Annotated in this window: 17 protein-coding genes; 9 read left to right on the forward strand and 8 right to left on the reverse strand. The window is 73.3% G+C overall.

Annotated elements, in window-relative coordinates; all coding sequences use genetic code 11:
* Positions 1 to 30 precede the first annotated feature (30 nt).
* Positions 31 to 1,017 carry an aldo/keto reductase gene (locus DEI84_RS01210; protein ID WP_110889369.1) on the reverse strand — a complete coding sequence of 329 codons (987 nt, stop codon included), beginning with the start codon at positions 1,015 to 1,017 and terminating at the stop codon, positions 31 to 33.
* Positions 1,018 to 1,242: 225 nt separating this feature from the next.
* Between DEI84_RS01210 and DEI84_RS01215 the strand changes: the two genes are divergently transcribed.
* The 6 genes from DEI84_RS01215 (at position 1,243) to DEI84_RS01240 (ending at position 7,594) form a co-directional block, all read left to right on the forward strand.
* Positions 1,243 to 1,788 carry a thioesterase family protein gene (locus DEI84_RS01215; RefSeq protein WP_110889370.1) on the forward strand — a complete coding sequence of 182 codons (546 nt, stop codon included), beginning with the start codon at positions 1,243 to 1,245 and terminating at the stop codon, positions 1,786 to 1,788.
* Positions 1,789 to 1,793: 5 nt separating this feature from the next.
* Entirely contained in the window at positions 1,794 to 2,408 is a 615-nt protein-coding gene (locus tag DEI84_RS01220; RefSeq protein WP_220032851.1) for a YdeI family protein, read from the forward strand.
* A gap of 10 nt (positions 2,409 to 2,418) precedes the next feature.
* On the forward strand, positions 2,419 to 3,300 hold the full coding sequence (locus tag DEI84_RS01225; RefSeq protein ID WP_110889372.1) for an aldo/keto reductase: 882 nt from the start codon (positions 2,419 to 2,421) through the stop codon (positions 3,298 to 3,300).
* Positions 3,301 to 3,471: 171 nt separating this feature from the next.
* Positions 3,472 to 4,062 carry a PadR family transcriptional regulator gene (locus tag DEI84_RS01230; RefSeq protein ID WP_258371644.1) on the forward strand — a complete coding sequence of 197 codons (591 nt, stop codon included), beginning with the start codon at positions 3,472 to 3,474 and terminating at the stop codon, positions 4,060 to 4,062.
* Positions 4,059 to 4,790, forward strand: coding sequence for an ABC transporter ATP-binding protein (locus DEI84_RS01235; RefSeq protein ID WP_110889373.1), 732 nt, complete (start codon positions 4,059 to 4,061; stop codon positions 4,788 to 4,790). The genes DEI84_RS01230 and DEI84_RS01235 overlap by 4 nt, the downstream gene beginning before the upstream one ends.
* Positions 4,787 to 7,594 carry an ABC transporter permease gene (locus DEI84_RS01240; protein WP_110889374.1) on the forward strand — a complete coding sequence of 936 codons (2,808 nt, stop codon included), beginning with the start codon at positions 4,787 to 4,789 and terminating at the stop codon, positions 7,592 to 7,594. Before DEI84_RS01235 ends, DEI84_RS01240 begins: the two co-directional genes overlap by 4 nt.
* Before the next feature lie 76 nt (positions 7,595 to 7,670).
* On the opposite strand, the gene DEI84_RS01245 is transcribed toward DEI84_RS01240, so the two are convergent.
* The 3 genes from DEI84_RS01245 to DEI84_RS01255 all read right to left on the reverse strand — a co-directional run bounded on the left by DEI84_RS01245 (position 7,671) and on the right by DEI84_RS01255 (position 9,158).
* Positions 7,671 to 7,955: a hypothetical protein gene (locus DEI84_RS01245; protein WP_110899783.1), complete on the reverse strand. Its 285-nt coding sequence runs from the start codon at positions 7,953 to 7,955 to the stop codon at positions 7,671 to 7,673.
* A 109-nt stretch (positions 7,956 to 8,064) separates the two neighbouring features.
* Positions 8,065 to 8,730, reverse strand: coding sequence for an SDR family oxidoreductase (locus tag DEI84_RS01250; RefSeq protein WP_110889568.1), 666 nt, complete (start codon positions 8,728 to 8,730; stop codon positions 8,065 to 8,067).
* Between the two features lie 59 nt (positions 8,731 to 8,789).
* On the reverse strand, positions 8,790 to 9,158 hold the full coding sequence (locus DEI84_RS01255; protein WP_375537635.1) for a MerR family transcriptional regulator: 369 nt from the start codon (positions 9,156 to 9,158) through the stop codon (positions 8,790 to 8,792).
* Positions 9,159 to 9,247: 89 nt separating this feature from the next.
* Between DEI84_RS01255 and DEI84_RS01260 the strand changes: the two genes are divergently transcribed.
* Both DEI84_RS01260 and DEI84_RS01265 read left to right on the forward strand, forming a co-directional pair.
* Positions 9,248 to 10,018 (forward strand): SDR family oxidoreductase, encoded by a 771-nt coding sequence (locus DEI84_RS01260; RefSeq protein WP_110889376.1) that lies wholly within the window; start codon positions 9,248 to 9,250, stop codon positions 10,016 to 10,018.
* A 115-nt stretch (positions 10,019 to 10,133) separates the two neighbouring features.
* The gene (locus tag DEI84_RS01265; protein WP_110889377.1) at positions 10,134 to 11,249 is read left to right on the forward strand and encodes a sorbosone dehydrogenase family protein; all 1,116 of its coding nucleotides are present in this window, start codon (positions 10,134 to 10,136) and stop codon (positions 11,247 to 11,249) included.
* A 39-nt stretch (positions 11,250 to 11,288) separates the two neighbouring features.
* Here the strand turns inward: DEI84_RS01265 and DEI84_RS01270 are convergent, their stop codons facing one another.
* From DEI84_RS01270 to DEI84_RS01280, 3 genes are all read right to left on the reverse strand, one after another.
* Entirely contained in the window at positions 11,289 to 12,356 is a 1,068-nt protein-coding gene (locus tag DEI84_RS01270) for an SDR family oxidoreductase (RefSeq protein ID WP_110889378.1), read from the reverse strand.
* A gap of 82 nt (positions 12,357 to 12,438) precedes the next feature.
* Entirely contained in the window at positions 12,439 to 12,978 is a 540-nt protein-coding gene (locus DEI84_RS01275) for a dihydrofolate reductase family protein (protein ID WP_110889379.1), read from the reverse strand.
* 47 nt (positions 12,979 to 13,025) lie between these two features.
* Positions 13,026 to 14,006, reverse strand: a complete 981-nt coding sequence (locus DEI84_RS01280; protein WP_110889380.1) for an NAD(P)-dependent oxidoreductase — start codon at positions 14,004 to 14,006, stop codon at positions 13,026 to 13,028.
* Between the two features lie 51 nt (positions 14,007 to 14,057).
* Here DEI84_RS01280 and DEI84_RS01285 point away from each other — a divergent pair, with 51 nt between their 5' ends.
* A complete protein-coding gene (locus tag DEI84_RS01285; RefSeq protein WP_110824390.1) occupies positions 14,058 to 15,038 on the forward strand; it encodes an aldo/keto reductase in 981 nt (326 codons plus the stop codon).
* Positions 15,039 to 15,126: 88 nt separating this feature from the next.
* Here DEI84_RS01285 and DEI84_RS01290 read toward each other — a convergent pair whose 3' ends face one another.
* Complete coding sequence (locus tag DEI84_RS01290; RefSeq protein ID WP_110824391.1) at positions 15,127 to 15,621, reverse strand: DUF4126 family protein; 495 nt, start codon at positions 15,619 to 15,621, stop codon at positions 15,127 to 15,129.
* Positions 15,622 to 15,661: the final 40 nt, after the last annotated feature.

Consider the following 15,661-nt stretch of genomic DNA (forward strand, 5'->3'; position numbering starts at 1 on the left):
GGACCGCCTCCGTTGCGTGTTGCGGGAGGGTCAGCGCCCGATGCTCGACATGTCGGGGTAGCGGTCCCCGGTCGGCAGCGGCAGCGCCGACAGGCGCTCGACCTGGTCGGCCGACAGCGTGACGTCGGCCGCGCCGACGTTCTCCTCGAGCCGGGTGACGCGCTTCGTGCCCGGGATCGGGACGATGTCGTCGCCCTGCGCGAGCAGCCACGCGAGGGCGACCTGGGCGGGGGTGCCGCCGACCTCGTCCGCGATGCCCTTCACCGCGTCGACGATCCGCATGTTCGCCGCGAAGGCCTCCTCCTGGAAGCGCGGGTTCGCCGAACGGAAGTCGTCCTCGCCGAGGTCGGACGGCTTCGTGATCGCGCCGGTGAGGAACCCGCGGCCGAGCGGCGAGTACGGCACGAGGCCGATCCCGAGCTCGCGGAGGGTGTCGAGCACGTCGCCCTCCGGGTCGCGCGTCCACAGGGAGTACTCGCTCTGCAGCGCGGTGATCGGGTGCACGGCGTGGGCCTTGCGGATCGTCGCGGCAGAGGCCTCGGACAGCCCGATGTGGCGGATCTTGCCCTCCTGCACGAACCCGGCGAGCTGCCCGATGACGTCCTCGATCGGGACGGCCGGGTCGACGCGGTGCTGGTAGTACAGGTCGATGTGGTCGGTGCCGAGGCGGCGGAGCGACCCCTCGAGGGCGACCCGGACGGACTCGGGGGCGCTGGAGATCGCCCGGGTCTGGGTCGGCGTCTGCTCGTCGGCCTCGTGGTGGTAGAGCCCGAACTTCGTGGCGATGACGACCTCGTCGCGACGGCCCTTGAGGGCTTCGGCGAGGAGTTCCTCGTTCGTGTACGGGCCGTACGCCTCGGCGGTGTCGAAGAGCGTGACGCCGAGGTCGATGGCGCGCTGGATGGTCCGGATCGACTCGGCGTCGTCGGAGCCGGCGCCGGAGTAGAAGGCGCTCATGCCCATGGTGCCGAGGCCGATCGCGCCGACCTGGAGGTCGGAGAGGGAGCGTGTCTGCATGCGTGGTCCTTTCATCAGGTCCGTTGTCTGCAGGTCCCGGTGTACTCGCCCGGGTCGTCGTGGAGGGAGGCCCTGACCGTGCCCGTCTGACGGGAATGCACCGCGGAGCGGGAAGCGGCGGCGGGGAGCGGGAAACGGCAAGGTCGAGGCGGGCGACGGCACCGTCGTGGTGGGGAACCTCCAACCTCCTCGCGCCGCGGCCCCGGTGGTGGTCGGATCGACCCCGTGAACCTGACCTTCCGGCTCCTGCTGCTGACCCTGCGCATCCGGTTGTCCCGGCGGCGGCTGTCGCTGTGGGACGAGTCGCGGACGCCGTTCCGCGTGACGCTCACCGACCTGGACCCGCTGCGGCACGTCAACAACGGGAAGTACCTGTCGCTGCTCGACCTCGGCCGACTCGACCTCATGCTGCGCTCCGGCTTCTGGCAGGTGGTCGGCGCGCGCGGCTGGTACCCGGTCGTGGCCGCACAGACGATCACCTACAAGCGGTCGCTGACGCTCGGGCAGCGCTTCGAGCTGCGCTCGCGGGTACTCGGGGTGGACGAGCGGGCGGTGTACATGGAGCAGACGTTCACGCGGCACGGGGACGTCGTGGCCCGGGCGGTCGTGCAGGCCCGGTTCCTCCGCCGGACTGGAGGCACGGTCCGGCCCGACGAGCTGCTCGCCGCCGCCGGTGGCGCACCCCGCGACCTGACCCTGCCGGGCTGGGTGTCCGCGTGGGCCGACGCCGTCCGCATCAGTGGTTCGGGAGGCGACCGCGTGCGACCATGACCGGCATGGAGATCGAGCCGTTCGTCGTCGCCGACGCCGCCGCCTGGCGCGCCTGGCTGGACGGGCACGAGGACACGTCCGACGGGGTCTGGCTCGTCCTCGCCAAGAAGGGCACGACCAGCCCGACGAGCCTGACGTACGCGCAAGCCCTGGACGAGGCGCTCTGCTCCGGGTGGATCGACGGGTCGAAGCGCGGGCTCGACGCGGCCACGTTCCTGCAGCGGTTCACCCCGCGGCGGAAGGCGTCCCTGTGGTCGAAGCGGAACGTCGGACTCGTCGCCGCGCTGGTGGAGGCCGGACGGATGCGGCCGCGCGGGCAGGCGGAGGTCGACCGCGCGAAGGACGACGGTCGGTGGGACCGCGCGTACGCGGGGGCTGCGACCGCCGAGGTGCCGGCGGACCTCCGGGCAGCGCTCGACGCCGCACCGACGGCCGCCGCTCTGTTCGCGGAGCTCGACGCGACGAACCGGTACGCCGTCGTGCACCGAGTGGTGACCGCCCCGAGCGAGACCGCGCGGGCGAACCGCATCGCGAAGCTCGTCGGTGGCCTCACGCGTGGGGAGACGCCGTACCCCCGTCCCGGTGCGCAGCCTCCACGGGTGGTCGACCCGGAGGCGTAGACCGGGATGCATGACCACTGGCACTGACACCACGAACCGTCCGGCCGCGTCCTCCGGCACCTTCCGCATCGGCGGGGACCTCGAGGTCAACCGCCTCGGCTACGGCACCATGCAGCTCACCGGCCCCGGCGTCTGGGGACCGCCGAAGGACCACGACGAGGCGATCCGCGTCCTGAAGCGCGCCGTCGAGCTGGGCGTGAACTTCTTCGACACGGCCGACTCGTACGGCCCCTACGTCGCCGAGGAGCTCCTCAAGGAGGCCCTCAACCCCTACGGCGACGACGTCGTCATCGCCACGAAGGCCGGCCTGACCCGCACCGGCCCGAACGAGTGGCCGCCGGTCGGCCGCCCGGAGTACCTGCGCCAGGAGGCCGAGATGAGCCTCCGCCGCCTCGGTCTCGAGCGCATCGACCTGTTCCAGCTGCACCGCATCGACCCGAAGGTCCCGCTCGAGGACCAGATCGGGGAGCTGAAGAAGCTGCAGGACGAGGGCAAGATCCGCCACATCGGCCTGTCCGAGGTCTCCGTCGACGACGTGAAGGCCGCGCAGCAGATCGCCACGATCGTCTCCGTGCAGAACCTCTACAACCTCACCGACCGTTCGGCCGAGGAGCTCCTCGACTGGTCGGAGGAGCAGGGCATCGGGTTCATCCCGTGGTTCCCGCTCGCCACCGGCGGCCTGACCGGCGAGGACTCCCCGCTCACCGAACTCGCGAAGCAGAAGGACGCCACCCCGGCGCAGGTCGCACTGGCCTGGCTGCTCAAGCGCTCGCCCGTCATGCTGCCGATCCCCGGCACGTCGAGCGTCGACCACCTCGAGGACAACCTCCAGGGCGCGATGATCGAGCTCAGCGACGAGGAGTTCCAGGAGCTGTCGAAGCTGCACAGCTGAGCTGTCCCGCTCCGACCGGGAGGCCCGTGGCGGGATCGCCACGGGCCTCCCGTCCGTCTGCAGGATGACTTCCGCCCGATCCGCTTGCCGCCGCATACCGGGTATGTGCATACTCGGTATGCCCGGGAAGAGGCGCTCCGCCGGGTCGGAGGGGGAACGATGAGTGTCCGCATGGGCGTACTCGCACTGCTGGTGGCAGAGCCGGGCTACGGCTACCAGCTCCGGGGGGAGTTCGAGCACCGGACCGGGGGCAGCTGGCCGCTGAACATCGGCCAGGTCTACACGACGCTCGACCGGTTGGAGCGCGACGGCCTCGTGGCCCGCGGGGACGCCGACGACGACGGACACGTCGTCTACACGGCGACCGACGCGGGCCGCGAGGCGGTCGACCGTTGGTTCAGCGAGCCGGTCCCGGCCAAGCGCGGACGGGACGAACTCGCGATCAAGTTCGCGATCGCGGTCACCGTCCCCGGCGTCGACGCGCAACGCCTCGTGCAGGTGCAGCGCACGGCAGCGGTCCGGGCGCTGCAGGACCTGACGCGCCTCAAGCGCACCACGGACCCGGCGACCGACCTGGCATGGTCGCTCGTCCTCGAGTCGATGGTGTTCCAGGCCGAGTCCGAGGTCCGCTGGCTCGACCACGTGGAGTCGAGCGTCGCGCGGTACCAGCCGACGTCGCGCGGGACCCTCGGCCAGCCCGACGACGAGGACGCGTACGGCAGCGAGCCCACCGGCCGTCGCCCCGGCGAGGCCGTCCGATGACCTCGACCCCGCTCCTCGAACTCGACGCCGTGGCCGTGCAGTACGGCAGCGGTGCGCAGGCCGTGACCGCTCTGGCCGGTGTCGACCTGACGATCCGTCCGGGCGAGATGGTCGCCGTGATGGGGACCTCCGGATCGGGCAAGTCGACCCTGTTGTCCGTGTCCGGGACGCTCATGCCGCCGACGAGCGGTGAGGTCCGCATCGACGGCGAATGGGTGTCCGACCGTCCGGCCCGGGAGCTCGCGGCCCTGCGTCGGCGGGTGCTCGGCTTCGTCTTCCAGGACTTCAACCTCATCCCCTCGCTGACCGCGGTCGAGAACGTGGCGCTCCCACTCGAGCTCGACGGCTGGCGCACCGGGCGTGCCCGGAAGGCCGCACAGCTCGCACTGGAGAGCGTCGAGCTCGGGCACCGCCTCGACGCCTGGCCGGACGACCTCTCCGGCGGCCAGCGGCAGCGGGTCGCGATCGCCCGCGGGGTCGTCGGCAACCGGAAGCTCGTCCTCGCCGACGAGCCGACCGGTGCCCTCGACTCGCAGACCGGCGAGGTCGTGTTGCGCATGCTCCGCCGACACGTCGACTCCGGTGCCGGCGCGCTGCTCGTCACGCACGACGCCCGGCACGCAGCCTGGGCGGACCGGATCGTGTTCCTCCGCGACGGCCGCATCGTCGACGAGACCGCCTACGCCGGCGTGGAGTTGGCCCTGTCGGACGCGCAGGACCGGTCGTGAGCGAGCGGCCCCGTCGGGACACGCACCGTCCGACGATCCGCAGCCGCTCCCCGTTCGCCCTCCGGCCCGCGCTCCTGCTGGCCCGGCGTCTGGCGTTCGCCCGGACCGGTCGCGCGGTGCTCGTCGCGTCGCTCATCGGGCTGCCGATCGCCGGACTCGCGGCGGGCAGCGTGCTCATCGCATCGACGACACAGAGCACCGAGGACGAGCTGACGGTCGAGCTCGGGCGGTCCGCCGCGCTCCTCGAGTCGAACGGCCCGGACCTGGTCGGGATGCGGCAGGACCCGGTCGACCGCTACGCCGCCGTGACGCGGCCCGGCACGCCGCTCCAGCGTTGGCAGGACGACCCCACCAGCACCGACGCCGACACCCCGGCCCCGCCGACCGCGGACCTGCTCACCTCGGTCCCGGACGGAGCCGCGTCCATCCCGGTGCGGGAGGGCTCCGCGGTCGTCGTCGGGCCGGAGGTCCCCGTGACGGTCACCGCGGTCGAGGGCGAGACCTGGGCCGGCGCCCTCCACGGGCACTGGGACCGGATCGACGGCGCCGTCCCGCGCGCCGCGGGCCAGGTGCTCGTGACACCCGCCACGCTCGACCGCCTGCACGTCGCCGTCGGCGAGACACTCGAGCTCGAGGACCCGGTGCAGCGGCAGGTCACGATCGTCGGCACACTCCGCGACCTCGGTCGACCGTCGTCCACCCTCGCCGTGTTCGCCCCGTGGGGGTCCCTCGGGCTCGGCGACGACGACGCCACCCAGGTGTTCCTCCCCGACCACAGCGTGACCTGGCCCGAGGTCCAGCGGTACAACGACCACGGCATCGTGGTCGAGTCCCGGGCCGTCGTGCTCGACCCGCCCTTCGCCAGCAGGAGCTCCGGCGGGTACGACCCGATCGTCAGTTACGGGTACGTCGGCCTCGCCGGGGCGTTCGCCCTGTTCGAGGTCGGGTTGCTCGCGGCTGCGGCGTTCCTGGTGAGCTCCCGTGCGGACACCCGCTCGCACGCGGTGCTGGCGAGCGTCGGCGGGGACCGGCGCTTCCTCTTCACGGTCGTGTCGTCCTCCGGCCTCGTGCTCGGTGCCGTCGGAGCGGTGTGCGGCACCGTGCTCGGCATCGGCGGCGGTGTCGCGGCCTTCCACCTGCTCGACTCGGGGGACCGCGCTCGCTACCCCGGGGTGCACCTGCCGTGGCTCGTGCTGCTCGCCGTCGTGGCGCTCGGGGTCCTGGCCGGGTGGGCTGCCTCGCTCGTCGCCGCCAGGAGCGCGAGCCGCGTCGACGTGGACAGTGCCCTCCGTGGCGCCACCCGCCCCGCGCCCGCGTCCCGGCGTCGGTGGGCCGCAGCCGCGGGACCCGTGCTCGCCGGGGTCGGCGTGCTGATGACGATGGCCTGCGGCGTGGGCGTGCTGATGCTCAACGACCGTCCGGTGCAGGACGACCACCTCGCGCTCGTGGTCGGCGTCGGCGTGGCGGTCGGTCCCTGCCTGGCGCAGCTCGGCATCGTCCTCGCCGCGCGTCGGCTGCTCGCCGGGGTCGCCCGGATCGGGGAGCGGCTCGGTCTGCCCGCCCGGATCGCCGTCCGCGACGCCGTCCGCAACCCGGTCCGGACGGTCCCCGTGCTCGCGAGCGTGATGAGCGTCGTGTTCGTCTCGACCGTCGTGCTGACCTTCGCGGCCGCGGGACAGGCGCAGACCGACGCGCAGTACGAGTTCTCCACCGCGGAGGGCGTGGGCACCGCGTCCATCACCGGGGACGGGATCGACGCGGCGCTCCGCGACCGGGCACTCCGGGTCGTGCGTCAGGTCCTGCCCGACGCCGACGTCCGACTCCTCGGCGCGGGCGTCGAGACCGGGTCCGACGACGCCCCGGTCACCCTGCCCGTCGACGTGCACCAGCGGGACTGTGCCGACAGCAGCACCGGAGCGTGCTCCGACTGGTTGACCGCACCGGACGCCTCGAGCCCGCACGTCCTGACCGGAGACGTCGACGACCTCGCCGAGCTCCTCGGCCACCGGCCGTCCCGGGCCGCACGCGCCGCACTCGAACGCGGCGACGCCGTCTCCATGCGGCCCGAGTACGTGCGCGACGGCGTGGTCCGGCTCGACACCCGACCCTTCTCGCAGTTCACCGCGTACGGCGAGCAGCCGACCTCGCGGGCGACGAGCTCGACGACCCTGCCGGCCGTGGTCGAGCACACCGACCAACCCCTTCACCTCGGACTGTTCCTCACGCCGCAGGGCGCCCAGCGGCACGGGCTCGAGACCGAGCGCTCCTTCCTGGTCGGGTCCTTCCCGGGCGGCATCACCGACGAGCAGACGGACACCCTCGCGGCGACCTGGCAGACCGCGGCGGGTGCCGACGCCGACCTCTGGTACCCGTGGTTCTCGGTGGAGAACGGCCCCGAGGACCCGTTCCGACCGATCGCGGTCGTCGTCACACTCCTGGCCGGGATCGTCACGCTCGGTGCCACGACCGTGGCGATCGGGCTGGCGCGGGCCGACGGGCGTCGTGACGACGAGGTGCTCGACGCGGTCGGTGCCTCGCCCGGTGTCCGCCGCCTGGTCTCGACCTGGCAGGCCGCGCTGCTCACGCTGGTCGGCTCGCTGGTCGGGGTCGCGCTCGGGACCCTGCCGCTCCGCGCCCTGACGCTCCGGTTCACACCGACACCGGACGGCGTCGTCCACATGCCGTTCGCCCCGGACCCGGTGTCGCTCGCGGTGCTCGGACTCGGGCTGCCGGTCCTCGTGACCGCGGGGGTCTGGGCGGTCGCCGGTCGGCGACGGCGTGTGGCGGTCCGACGGACCGCCTGACGGACGGGAGGCCCGCTGCCAGCTGGCTGCGGGCCCCCCGTCCGGCGGTCACGTCGCCGGCAGCGGACTCGACGCGCTAGTCGGCGAGCCGGGCGAGCAGGGGCAGGAAGAGCCCGGCCAGCCAGGACAGCACCAGCACCGACGCGCCGACCGCGAGGATCCGTCGGCGTCGGCGCTGCCGAGGGGTCTCGTCGACGCCCCACACGCCGGCCCGGACGAGGACACGGTTCGCCTCGCCGACCAGGCGGCGGACCTCCGGGTCCTCCATGTCGAGACGGCCGGCCTCGGCGTGGTCGGCGATCGCGGTGGCCTCGTCCACCGTCAGCGCGGTGTCACCGGTCGGCCGGTCCCTGCGTCGCATGCGCACCACGGTAGCCCGCCGGTGGGGTCGTCGACACCCCGGAACGGACACCGCACTCCGCACTCGCGCGGTGCCGGGTCCGCTGCGCGATGTCGGGCGCCGCGACCGTCTACTCGGGGAGCGGCTCCGCGTACGTGCGGAAGTCGCCGCGCTCGGTGTGGATCGACCAGAGCCGCTCGGCGATCGCGGCGCCCGAGTGGTCCTGTTGCCCGTCGTCGATGCCGAACGGGATGATGAGCTGGCCGACGTGGACCTGCTCGTCCCGCACGGCGTCGTGGAGCAGCTGCGCGTAGGCGCTCTCGCCGGCGAAGGCGACCGACGTGCCGGTGACGCGCGCGCCCGGACGGACCGCGCTGCCGCCGTTGACGAACAGGATCGTGCCGGAGCCGATCGCGCGCATGCCGGGCAGGACCTGGCGGACGGCGCTCACCGAGCCGTAGATGGAGAACTCGATCGGGCCGACGAGGTCCTCGGCGGTCGTCTCGAGCACCGGCCGCATGTACTCCTTGGCGGGCAGCGGGCTGTACTGCAGGACCTCGATCGGTCCGAGCTGCTCGGTGGCCTGCTCGAGCGCACGGCGGAGCGAGTCCCCGTCGCGGACGTTCGCGGCGAACCCGGCGGCCTGGTGCCCCTGCTCCCGGAGCGAGGCGGCGAGCTCGTCGAGGCGGGCCTGGTTGCGGGAGATCAGGGCGACGGCGAAGCCCTCACGGGCGAAACGCTCGGCGACGGCGAGCCCGAGGCCCTTGCCGGCGCCGACGATGGCGATGGTGGTCATGTGGTCCTCCAGGGACTGGTGGTGGGCGTCCCACTGAACCAGGTGCCGTCGTGCGGCAGTCAGGTCCGGTCCGGCACGCACGCGTCCGCCGACACGAGGGCGTCGATCCGCGCCGGGCGCCGTCGGCCGGACAGGTAGTCGTCGAGCGTCTCCCGCCGCGCCCGGAGCCGCGCTTCCTGCCGGAGCAGGTCGTCCCGGACCTGCTCGACCCGGGCGAGGAGGTCCGCCGGCGGCGGTCCCCCGGCGTCTCCGGCCACACAGGGCACCACGTCACGGAGGAGCCCCGACGAGAGCCCGGCCGCGAAGAGGTCCTGGATGAGCGCGACCATCTCGACCGCGTCCGGGTCGTAGTCCCGGTACCCGTTCGGACGCCGTCTGCTCGTGATGAGCCCCTCGTGCTCGTAGTACCGCAGCGCCCGCGTGCTCACACCCGTCGCCGCGCTCAACTCGCCGATCAGCACGATCCCGCCGCCCTCCGCTTGACCTTGACGCTGACGTCAATGTCTACGGTACCCGCATGACCACAGCAGCACAGATGCGCGACCGCACCGCCCTCGTCACCGGGGGCTCCACCGGGATCGGGGCCGCCGTCGCCGACGCCCTCGCGCGAGCGGGAGCGCACCTCGTCCTCGTCGCCCGGGACGCCACCCGGCTCGAGCAGACCGCCGACGGCATCCGCGACCGGCACGGTGTCCCCGTCACGGCCATCGCACTCGACCTGGCCGAGGACGGAGCCGTCACCCGCCTGCTCGACCGCCTGGCCGGCGACGGGACCGAGATCGAACTGCTGGTCGGCAGTGCCGGCGTGGCTTCGCGGGGCCTCGTCGTCGACAGCGACCCGGTCGCCCTGCGCCGCCTCGTCGACCTCAACGTCGGAGCACTCACGGAACTCACGACGGCGGTGGTCACACGGATGGTCGAGCGGGGGCACGGTTCCGTCGTCTCGATCGCGAGCACCGGCGGGTTCGCCCCGGCACCGGTCCTGGCGGCCTACGCGGCCTCGAAGGCGTACGTCCTGTCGTTCACGCAGGCGCTCTGGGCCGAGACACGGCGAAGCGGCGTGCGGGTCGTCGCCGTCAGTCCCGGCCCGACGCGGACCCCGATGAACGCGGCCACCGGCCGGTGGGGACGGCGACCCGAGCAGGTCGCCGCGACCGTCCTCGCGGCGCTCGACGGCTCCGGCCCGTCCGTCGTCGACGGGCGGGCGAACACGCTCGCCGCGACCGTGCTGCGGCTGCTGCCGACCCGCGTCGTCACGGCGCTCGCCCTGCGCGTGCTGGCGCGGTAGCGGCTGCCGGCCACGGCCACGGCCACGGCGACGGCGACGGCGACGGCGACGCTCCACCCAGCGGTTGTGCACCTGCGCGGGGTGCAATCGACGGCCACGCACCGGGAGGCACACCATGGGCAGGACACGTCGTACCGTTTCGGCCGCGAGCGTCGCGCTCGTCGCCCTGACCCTCACCGCCTGCACGGGTACATCCGAGGCCGGCCCGGACCGCGTGCCCCGGGCCTCCGCACCGGCCGACCTGGCTGCCGGGCAGCTGGCGCCGGACGGCGAGACGACCGACGTCGTCACCGGACTGGAGGCCCCCTGGTCCGTCGTGCGCACCGGTGACGGTCCCGACGCGCTCATCAGCCTCCGGGACTCCGCGGAGGTGCTGGAGCTGACGGCCGACGGCGAACGCCGCACGGTCGGGACGGTCCCCGGTGTCCGACACGGGGGCGAGGGCGGCCTGCTCGGACTCGCCCTGCACGAGGACGACCTGTTCGTCTACTCGACCGGCGAGGACGGCAACCGCATCGAGCGCTACGACCTGGAGGGACCGGCCGGGTCGACCACGCTCGGGAACGCCACGACCCTCGTCGACGGCCTGCCCGCGAACACCTTCCACGACGGCGGGCGGATCGCGTTCGGCCCGGACGGCATGCTCTACGCCAGCGTCGGGGACGCCGGCACGAGTGAGGACGCGCAGGACCGGGACTCGCTCGCCGGCAAGATCCTCCGCCTCACCCCGGACGGCGACGTGCCCGACGACAACCCGTTCCCCGGCTCCCCCGTCTGGAGCCTCGGGCACCGGAACGTGCAGGGCCTCGGGTGGAGCGCGGACGGCACGATGTTCGCGTCCGAGTTCGGGCAGGACGCCCGCGACGAACTCAACGTCATCGAACCGGGGAGCAACTACGGCTGGCCGGAGGTCGAGGGCACCGGCGGCGAGGACCAGGGGTTCGTCGACCCCGTCCAGCAGTGGGCGACCGACGACGCCAGCCCGAGCGGCCTCGCCGTCGTCGGGGACACCGTGTTCATCGCGAACCTGCAGGGCCGGGTGCTCCGCGGCGTCCCGGTCGACGACCCCGGCACAGCGCACGAGTACTTCGCCGGGGAGTACGGCCGGATCCGCACGGTGCTCGCCGGCCCGGACGACACGCTCTGGTTCGTCACGAACAACACCGACGGACGCGGCGACCCGGACGAGGGCGACGACCGGATCGTGCAGGTCCCGCTGACCACGGGCTGACGCCCCGGCCGGTCGAACGGCTGCCGACCGGCCCGAGCGTCAGGGGACGAGCCGCTCCGCCCGGTACCGGTCGAACAACCGCGTGAAGGAGTCGAGCGTCCGGTGGTGCTCGGTGAACCCGGCGAGCCGGCTCTTCGACATGTCGGTCATCACCTCGATGTCGCGGCCGAGGTCGGCGTCCGTGTGCCACCACGACGCCAGGCGCTCCAGGTCGGGCTCGACGAGGCCGTGCTCGGCGACGACCTCCGCCCAGACCGGTGCGGCGTCGGCCATCTGCTGCTCGAACGGCCGCGGCGCGGTGTCGAACCCCTCGGCCTCGACACCCAGGTGTGCGGCGATCCGCGGCCACATCCACCGCCAGCGGAAGACGTCGCCGTTCGCGGTGTTGAACGCCTCGTCGGCACCGGCCGGGTCGGTCGCGGCCCACACCATCTGCGCGGCGAGCAGGTCGGCGTCGGTGACGTCGGTCAGCCCGTTCCACTGCGTCTCGCTGCCGGGGAACACCATCGGACGCCCGGTGTGGCGGCTGATCGCGGCGGCGACGGCGATCGTGAGGCCCATGTTCATCGCGTTGCCGACGGCGTACCCGAGGACGGTGTGCGAGCGGTGCACCGACCAGGTGAAGCCTTGGCGTGCCGCGGCGGCGAACAGCTCGTCCTCCTGGGCGTAGTAGAAGTTGTCGACGTCCAGTCGGGGCTCGTCCTCGTGGAACGGGGTGTCCGGCATCGCGCCCTGGCCGTACGCCTCGAACGGGCCGAGGTAGTGCTTCAGGCCGGTCATCAGTGCGACGTGCTGCACCGGCGCACCGGACAGTGCGGCGAGGAGGTCGCGCACCATGCCGCCGTTCACCGCGATGTTCTCGGCCTCGGTGGCCTGGCGGGACCAGGCCGTGAAGAACACGTGCGTCGCCGGGACGTCGGCGAGCGCCGACCCCAGGGACGCCGCCGACCGGAGGTCCGCCGACCGCCAGGTGACGCCGGCGCGCTCGGCTCCGGGTCGGCGCGAGAGCGCGGTGACGGTCCAGCCGTCGCTGACGAGGTGGTCGACGATCGCCGATCCAGCGATGCCGGTGGCGCCGACGACGAGGGCGTGCGGGGTCGCGGTCATGCGGTTCCTTCCGGTGAGGACGGTGGACCGGAGACAACACCTGTCGCCTGGACGTATTCCGCCGACCGGTCCACGCAGGTCCTCAGCCTGGGGTCGACGTCCGGTAGCGCAGTTCGATCGCTCCGCCGTCGAACGCCGTCGTGCCGACGAGGTCGAGCGCACCCGTGCCGGATTCGACGGGCAGGAGCGGCGTGCCGGCTCCGAGCGCGATCGGCATCACCGTGACGTGGAGCTCGTCGAGCAGCCCCGCCTGCTGGTACTGAGCGGCGAGCACGCCACCTCCGACGATCCAGAGGTCGCGGCCCCCGGCGGACGCCACCACCTGTCCGTGGTGGCCCCGCACGTCACCGGTGACCACACGGACGTCCCCGTCCGCCGGGACGTCGAGGCTGCGCGACGAGAAGACCCAGGTCACCTTGTCCGGGTACGGCCACGCGTCGTCGTGTCCACGGAGCCACTCGTAGGTCGTGGCCCCCATCGCCAGGGCGCCGACACCGGCGGTGAAGCGGTCGTGGTGTTCCCGGAACGCGTCGAAGCCGAACTGCAGGAGCCAGTCGAGGTCGTCGTCGGGCCCGGCGACGAACCCGTCGAGGGACGCCGCGACGGAGTAGATCGTGCTCATGTCGGGACGGTACCGAGCAGCACCGACAGCGCGTCCGACGGCCGGGCTCAGACGACGAGCGGCCCGGCGACCGCCACCTCGTCGTTGTCGACGAGCCACCGCACCGCGTCGAGCACCGTCTCCTCCGCCGTGTACCGGGGCGCGTAGCCGAGCAGCCGCCGCGCCTTGTCGATGCTGAACACGTGGCTCCGGGAGAGGTGCTCCCAGCTCGCCTCGGCGTGCTCGGCCGGGACCGCCTGGCGGAACCGGTCCCAGGAGACGGAATCGAGCCGGGCCTCCCGGCCGAACCAGGACGCGGCGAGCGCTGCGTACCCGCGCACCGTGAGCGCGGTCGGGGCGACGACCGTGAAGTCCTGCCCCGCGGCTGCGTCCCGGTGCTCGACGGCGAGCTCGAAGGCCTGGGCGACGTCGTCGGCGTGCACGTGGTGCATCGACTCGGCGCCCAGCCCGGGGACGGGCAGGGGCTCGCCGGCGGACAACGTCCGCCAGACCGTGGGGTCGAGGTTGCCGACGGGACCGATCGGCGCCCAGCCCGGACCACTGATGTGTCCGGGGTGGAGCGACGTCGTCACGACACCCCCGTCGGCGGTTTCCTCCTGGAGCATCCGCGCGATGGCGTCCTTCCCGATGCCGTACTCGCCGACCGGCGGGGTCGCGTTCTCCTCGGTCACCGGCAGCACGGCGCTCGGTCCGGCGCGCCAGATCGACCCGCAGTGGACGAGGTGCACGTCGGTCCCGCGGAGCGCCGCGACCAGGGCCGCAGCGGACTCGACCGTGAAGCAGACGAGGTCGATGACGACGTCCGGCCGCAGCGCGACGATCCGGTCACCGAACGTGCCGTCGCGGTCCTCCTGCTCGCGGTCCGCCGTGACCTGCTCGACGTGCTGCCATTCCGGGGCGTCGACGTAGGCGGAGCGGGTGCCGCGGCTGATGGTCACGACGTCGTGCCCGGCCCGCACCAGGCGCGGGACGAGGAAGGAGCCGATGTGGCCGGTCGCGCCGATGACGACGATGCGCTTGCTGTCCATGCCGTCACCGTACGCGCGGGCCCTCGGCGAGCAGGGGCTACCGTCGTCGGCATGCAGCGACGCACCCTCGGCCGTACCGGCCGCGACGTATCCGTGATCGGCCTCGGCACCTGGCAGTTCGGCGGTGACTGGGGTCCGGTGGCCGCGGAGGACGCCTTCGCCGTGATGGATGCCTCCGCCGAGGCCGGCATCACCCTGTTCGACACCGCCGACGTGTACGGCGACGGCCGCAGCGAGCAGCTCATCGGCCGGTGGATCGCCGCGCATGCCGACGCCGGTGTCACGGTCGCCACGAAGATGGGCCGCCGGGTGGACCAGGTCCCGTCGAACTACGTGGCCCAGAACTTCCGGCAGTGGGTGGACCGGTCGCGGGAGAACCTGGGCCAGGACACCCTCGACCTCGTCCAGCTGCACTGCCCGCCGACCGCGGTCTTCGAGGACGACGCGGTCTACGACGCCCTCGACGCGCTGGTCGCCGACGGGTCGATCGCCGCGTACGGCGTCTCCGTCGAGACCGCCGACCAGGCCCTGACCGCGATCGCCCGCCCGGGCGTCGCGAGCGTGCAGATCATCCTCAACGCGTTCCGCCTCAAGCCGCTCGACCGCGTGCTCCCCGCCGCCCGGGAGGCCGGGGTCGCGATCCTGGCCCGCGTCCCGCTGGCCTCGGGGTTGCTCTCCGGCAAGTACACGACGGACACCACCTTCGCCCCGGAGGACCACCGCACGTACAACCGCAACGGCGAGGCGTTCGACCAGGGTGAGACGTTCAGCGGCGTCCCGTTCGAGGACGGCGTCCGCGCGGCACAGGAGTTCGCGGCGGCCCTGCCCGAGGGCGTCAGCGTCCCGCAGGCGGCCCTCGCCTGGGTCGTCGCGCAGGACGGCGTCACGGCGGCGATCCCCGGTGCCCGCAACGCCGAGCAGGCCCGGTCGAACGCCGAGGCCGGCTCGCTCGAGCTGCCCGCCGACCTCGGGGCGACGGTCCGCGACCTCTACGACCGCTGGTTCCGCGCCACCGTGCACGAACGCTGGTAGCCGCCGACACGACGACGGACGGGAGGCCCGGCTCACCAGGTGAGTCGGGCCTCCCGTCCGTCAGGTCGTGCGACCGGCAGACCGCGGCTCAGGCGCCGCGGACCACCGCACGCGAGCCGGCGATGACGGCCGCGTCCTCGGCGACGGCGACCACCGGGTCCGGCAGGACCGTGCCGACGGCCTTGCGGGCCGCCCAGGCGACGTAGGAACCGACGAGCGCCCCGATCGCGCCGACGATGGCGCCCTCGATCCGCAGGTCCGACTTCCCGGACTTCGTGGTGGTCCCGAACGCCGCACCGACGAAGGCGCCGGCGCCGATGCGACCGAGCAGTGCGGGGAGGGCGATGCGGTTCGGGGTCTTCGGCATCTTGTCGCCGATGATCTCGCCCGCGGCACCCGCGACGAGTCCGGCGCGGCCGAGCGACGAGTCGAAGGTCTTCCACTTCTGCCAGTCGCCGGACAGGCGCTTGTCGCCCTGGTGCAGGCCGAGGACGGCGAGCGGGGTGGCCGAGCGGCCTCCGCTGAGGACCCCGAGCAGCAGGGCGCGCGTGAGGGTGCTGGTGGTCCGGCTCTTCTTGGACATGCGGGTGGTCTCCTTCGTTTCCCTGCCGGCGTCGTCGCGG

It is taken from the genome of Curtobacterium sp. MCBD17_023 (assembly GCF_003224415.1).
Taxonomy (GTDB): Bacteria; Actinomycetota; Actinomycetes; order Actinomycetales; family Microbacteriaceae; genus Curtobacterium.

What these genes read in the sequence shown, in the direction of transcription:
- DEI84_RS01210 (WP_110889369.1), bottom strand. Translation starts at nt 1,017, where the DNA reads ATGCAGACACGCTCCCTCTCCGACCTCCAGGTCGGCGCGATCGGCCTC.
- DEI84_RS01220 (WP_220032851.1), top strand. Translation starts at nt 1,794, where the DNA reads ATGGAGATCGAGCCGTTCGTCGTCGCCGACGCCGCCGCCTGGCGCGCC.
- DEI84_RS01225 (WP_110889372.1), top strand. Translation starts at nt 2,419, where the DNA reads ATGACCACTGGCACTGACACCACGAACCGTCCGGCCGCGTCCTCCGGC.
- DEI84_RS01230 (WP_258371644.1), top strand. Translation starts at nt 3,472, where the DNA reads ATGGGCGTACTCGCACTGCTGGTGGCAGAGCCGGGCTACGGCTACCAG.
- DEI84_RS01235 (WP_110889373.1), top strand. Translation starts at nt 4,059, where the DNA reads ATGACCTCGACCCCGCTCCTCGAACTCGACGCCGTGGCCGTGCAGTAC.
- DEI84_RS01245 (WP_110899783.1), bottom strand. Translation starts at nt 7,955, where the DNA reads ATGCGACGCAGGGACCGGCCGACCGGTGACACCGCGCTGACGGTGGAC.
- DEI84_RS01250 (WP_110889568.1), bottom strand. Translation starts at nt 8,730, where the DNA reads ATGACCACCATCGCCATCGTCGGCGCCGGCAAGGGCCTCGGGCTCGCC.
- DEI84_RS01260 (WP_110889376.1), top strand. Translation starts at nt 9,248, where the DNA reads ATGACCACAGCAGCACAGATGCGCGACCGCACCGCCCTCGTCACCGGG.
- DEI84_RS01265 (WP_110889377.1), top strand. Translation starts at nt 10,134, where the DNA reads ATGGGCAGGACACGTCGTACCGTTTCGGCCGCGAGCGTCGCGCTCGTC.
- DEI84_RS01270 (WP_110889378.1), bottom strand. Translation starts at nt 12,356, where the DNA reads ATGACCGCGACCCCGCACGCCCTCGTCGTCGGCGCCACCGGCATCGCT.
- DEI84_RS01275 (WP_110889379.1), bottom strand. Translation starts at nt 12,978, where the DNA reads ATGAGCACGATCTACTCCGTCGCGGCGTCCCTCGACGGGTTCGTCGCC.
- DEI84_RS01280 (WP_110889380.1), bottom strand. Translation starts at nt 14,006, where the DNA reads ATGGACAGCAAGCGCATCGTCGTCATCGGCGCGACCGGCCACATCGGC.
- DEI84_RS01285 (WP_110824390.1), top strand. Translation starts at nt 14,058, where the DNA reads ATGCAGCGACGCACCCTCGGCCGTACCGGCCGCGACGTATCCGTGATC.
- DEI84_RS01290 (WP_110824391.1), bottom strand. Translation starts at nt 15,621, where the DNA reads ATGTCCAAGAAGAGCCGGACCACCAGCACCCTCACGCGCGCCCTGCTG.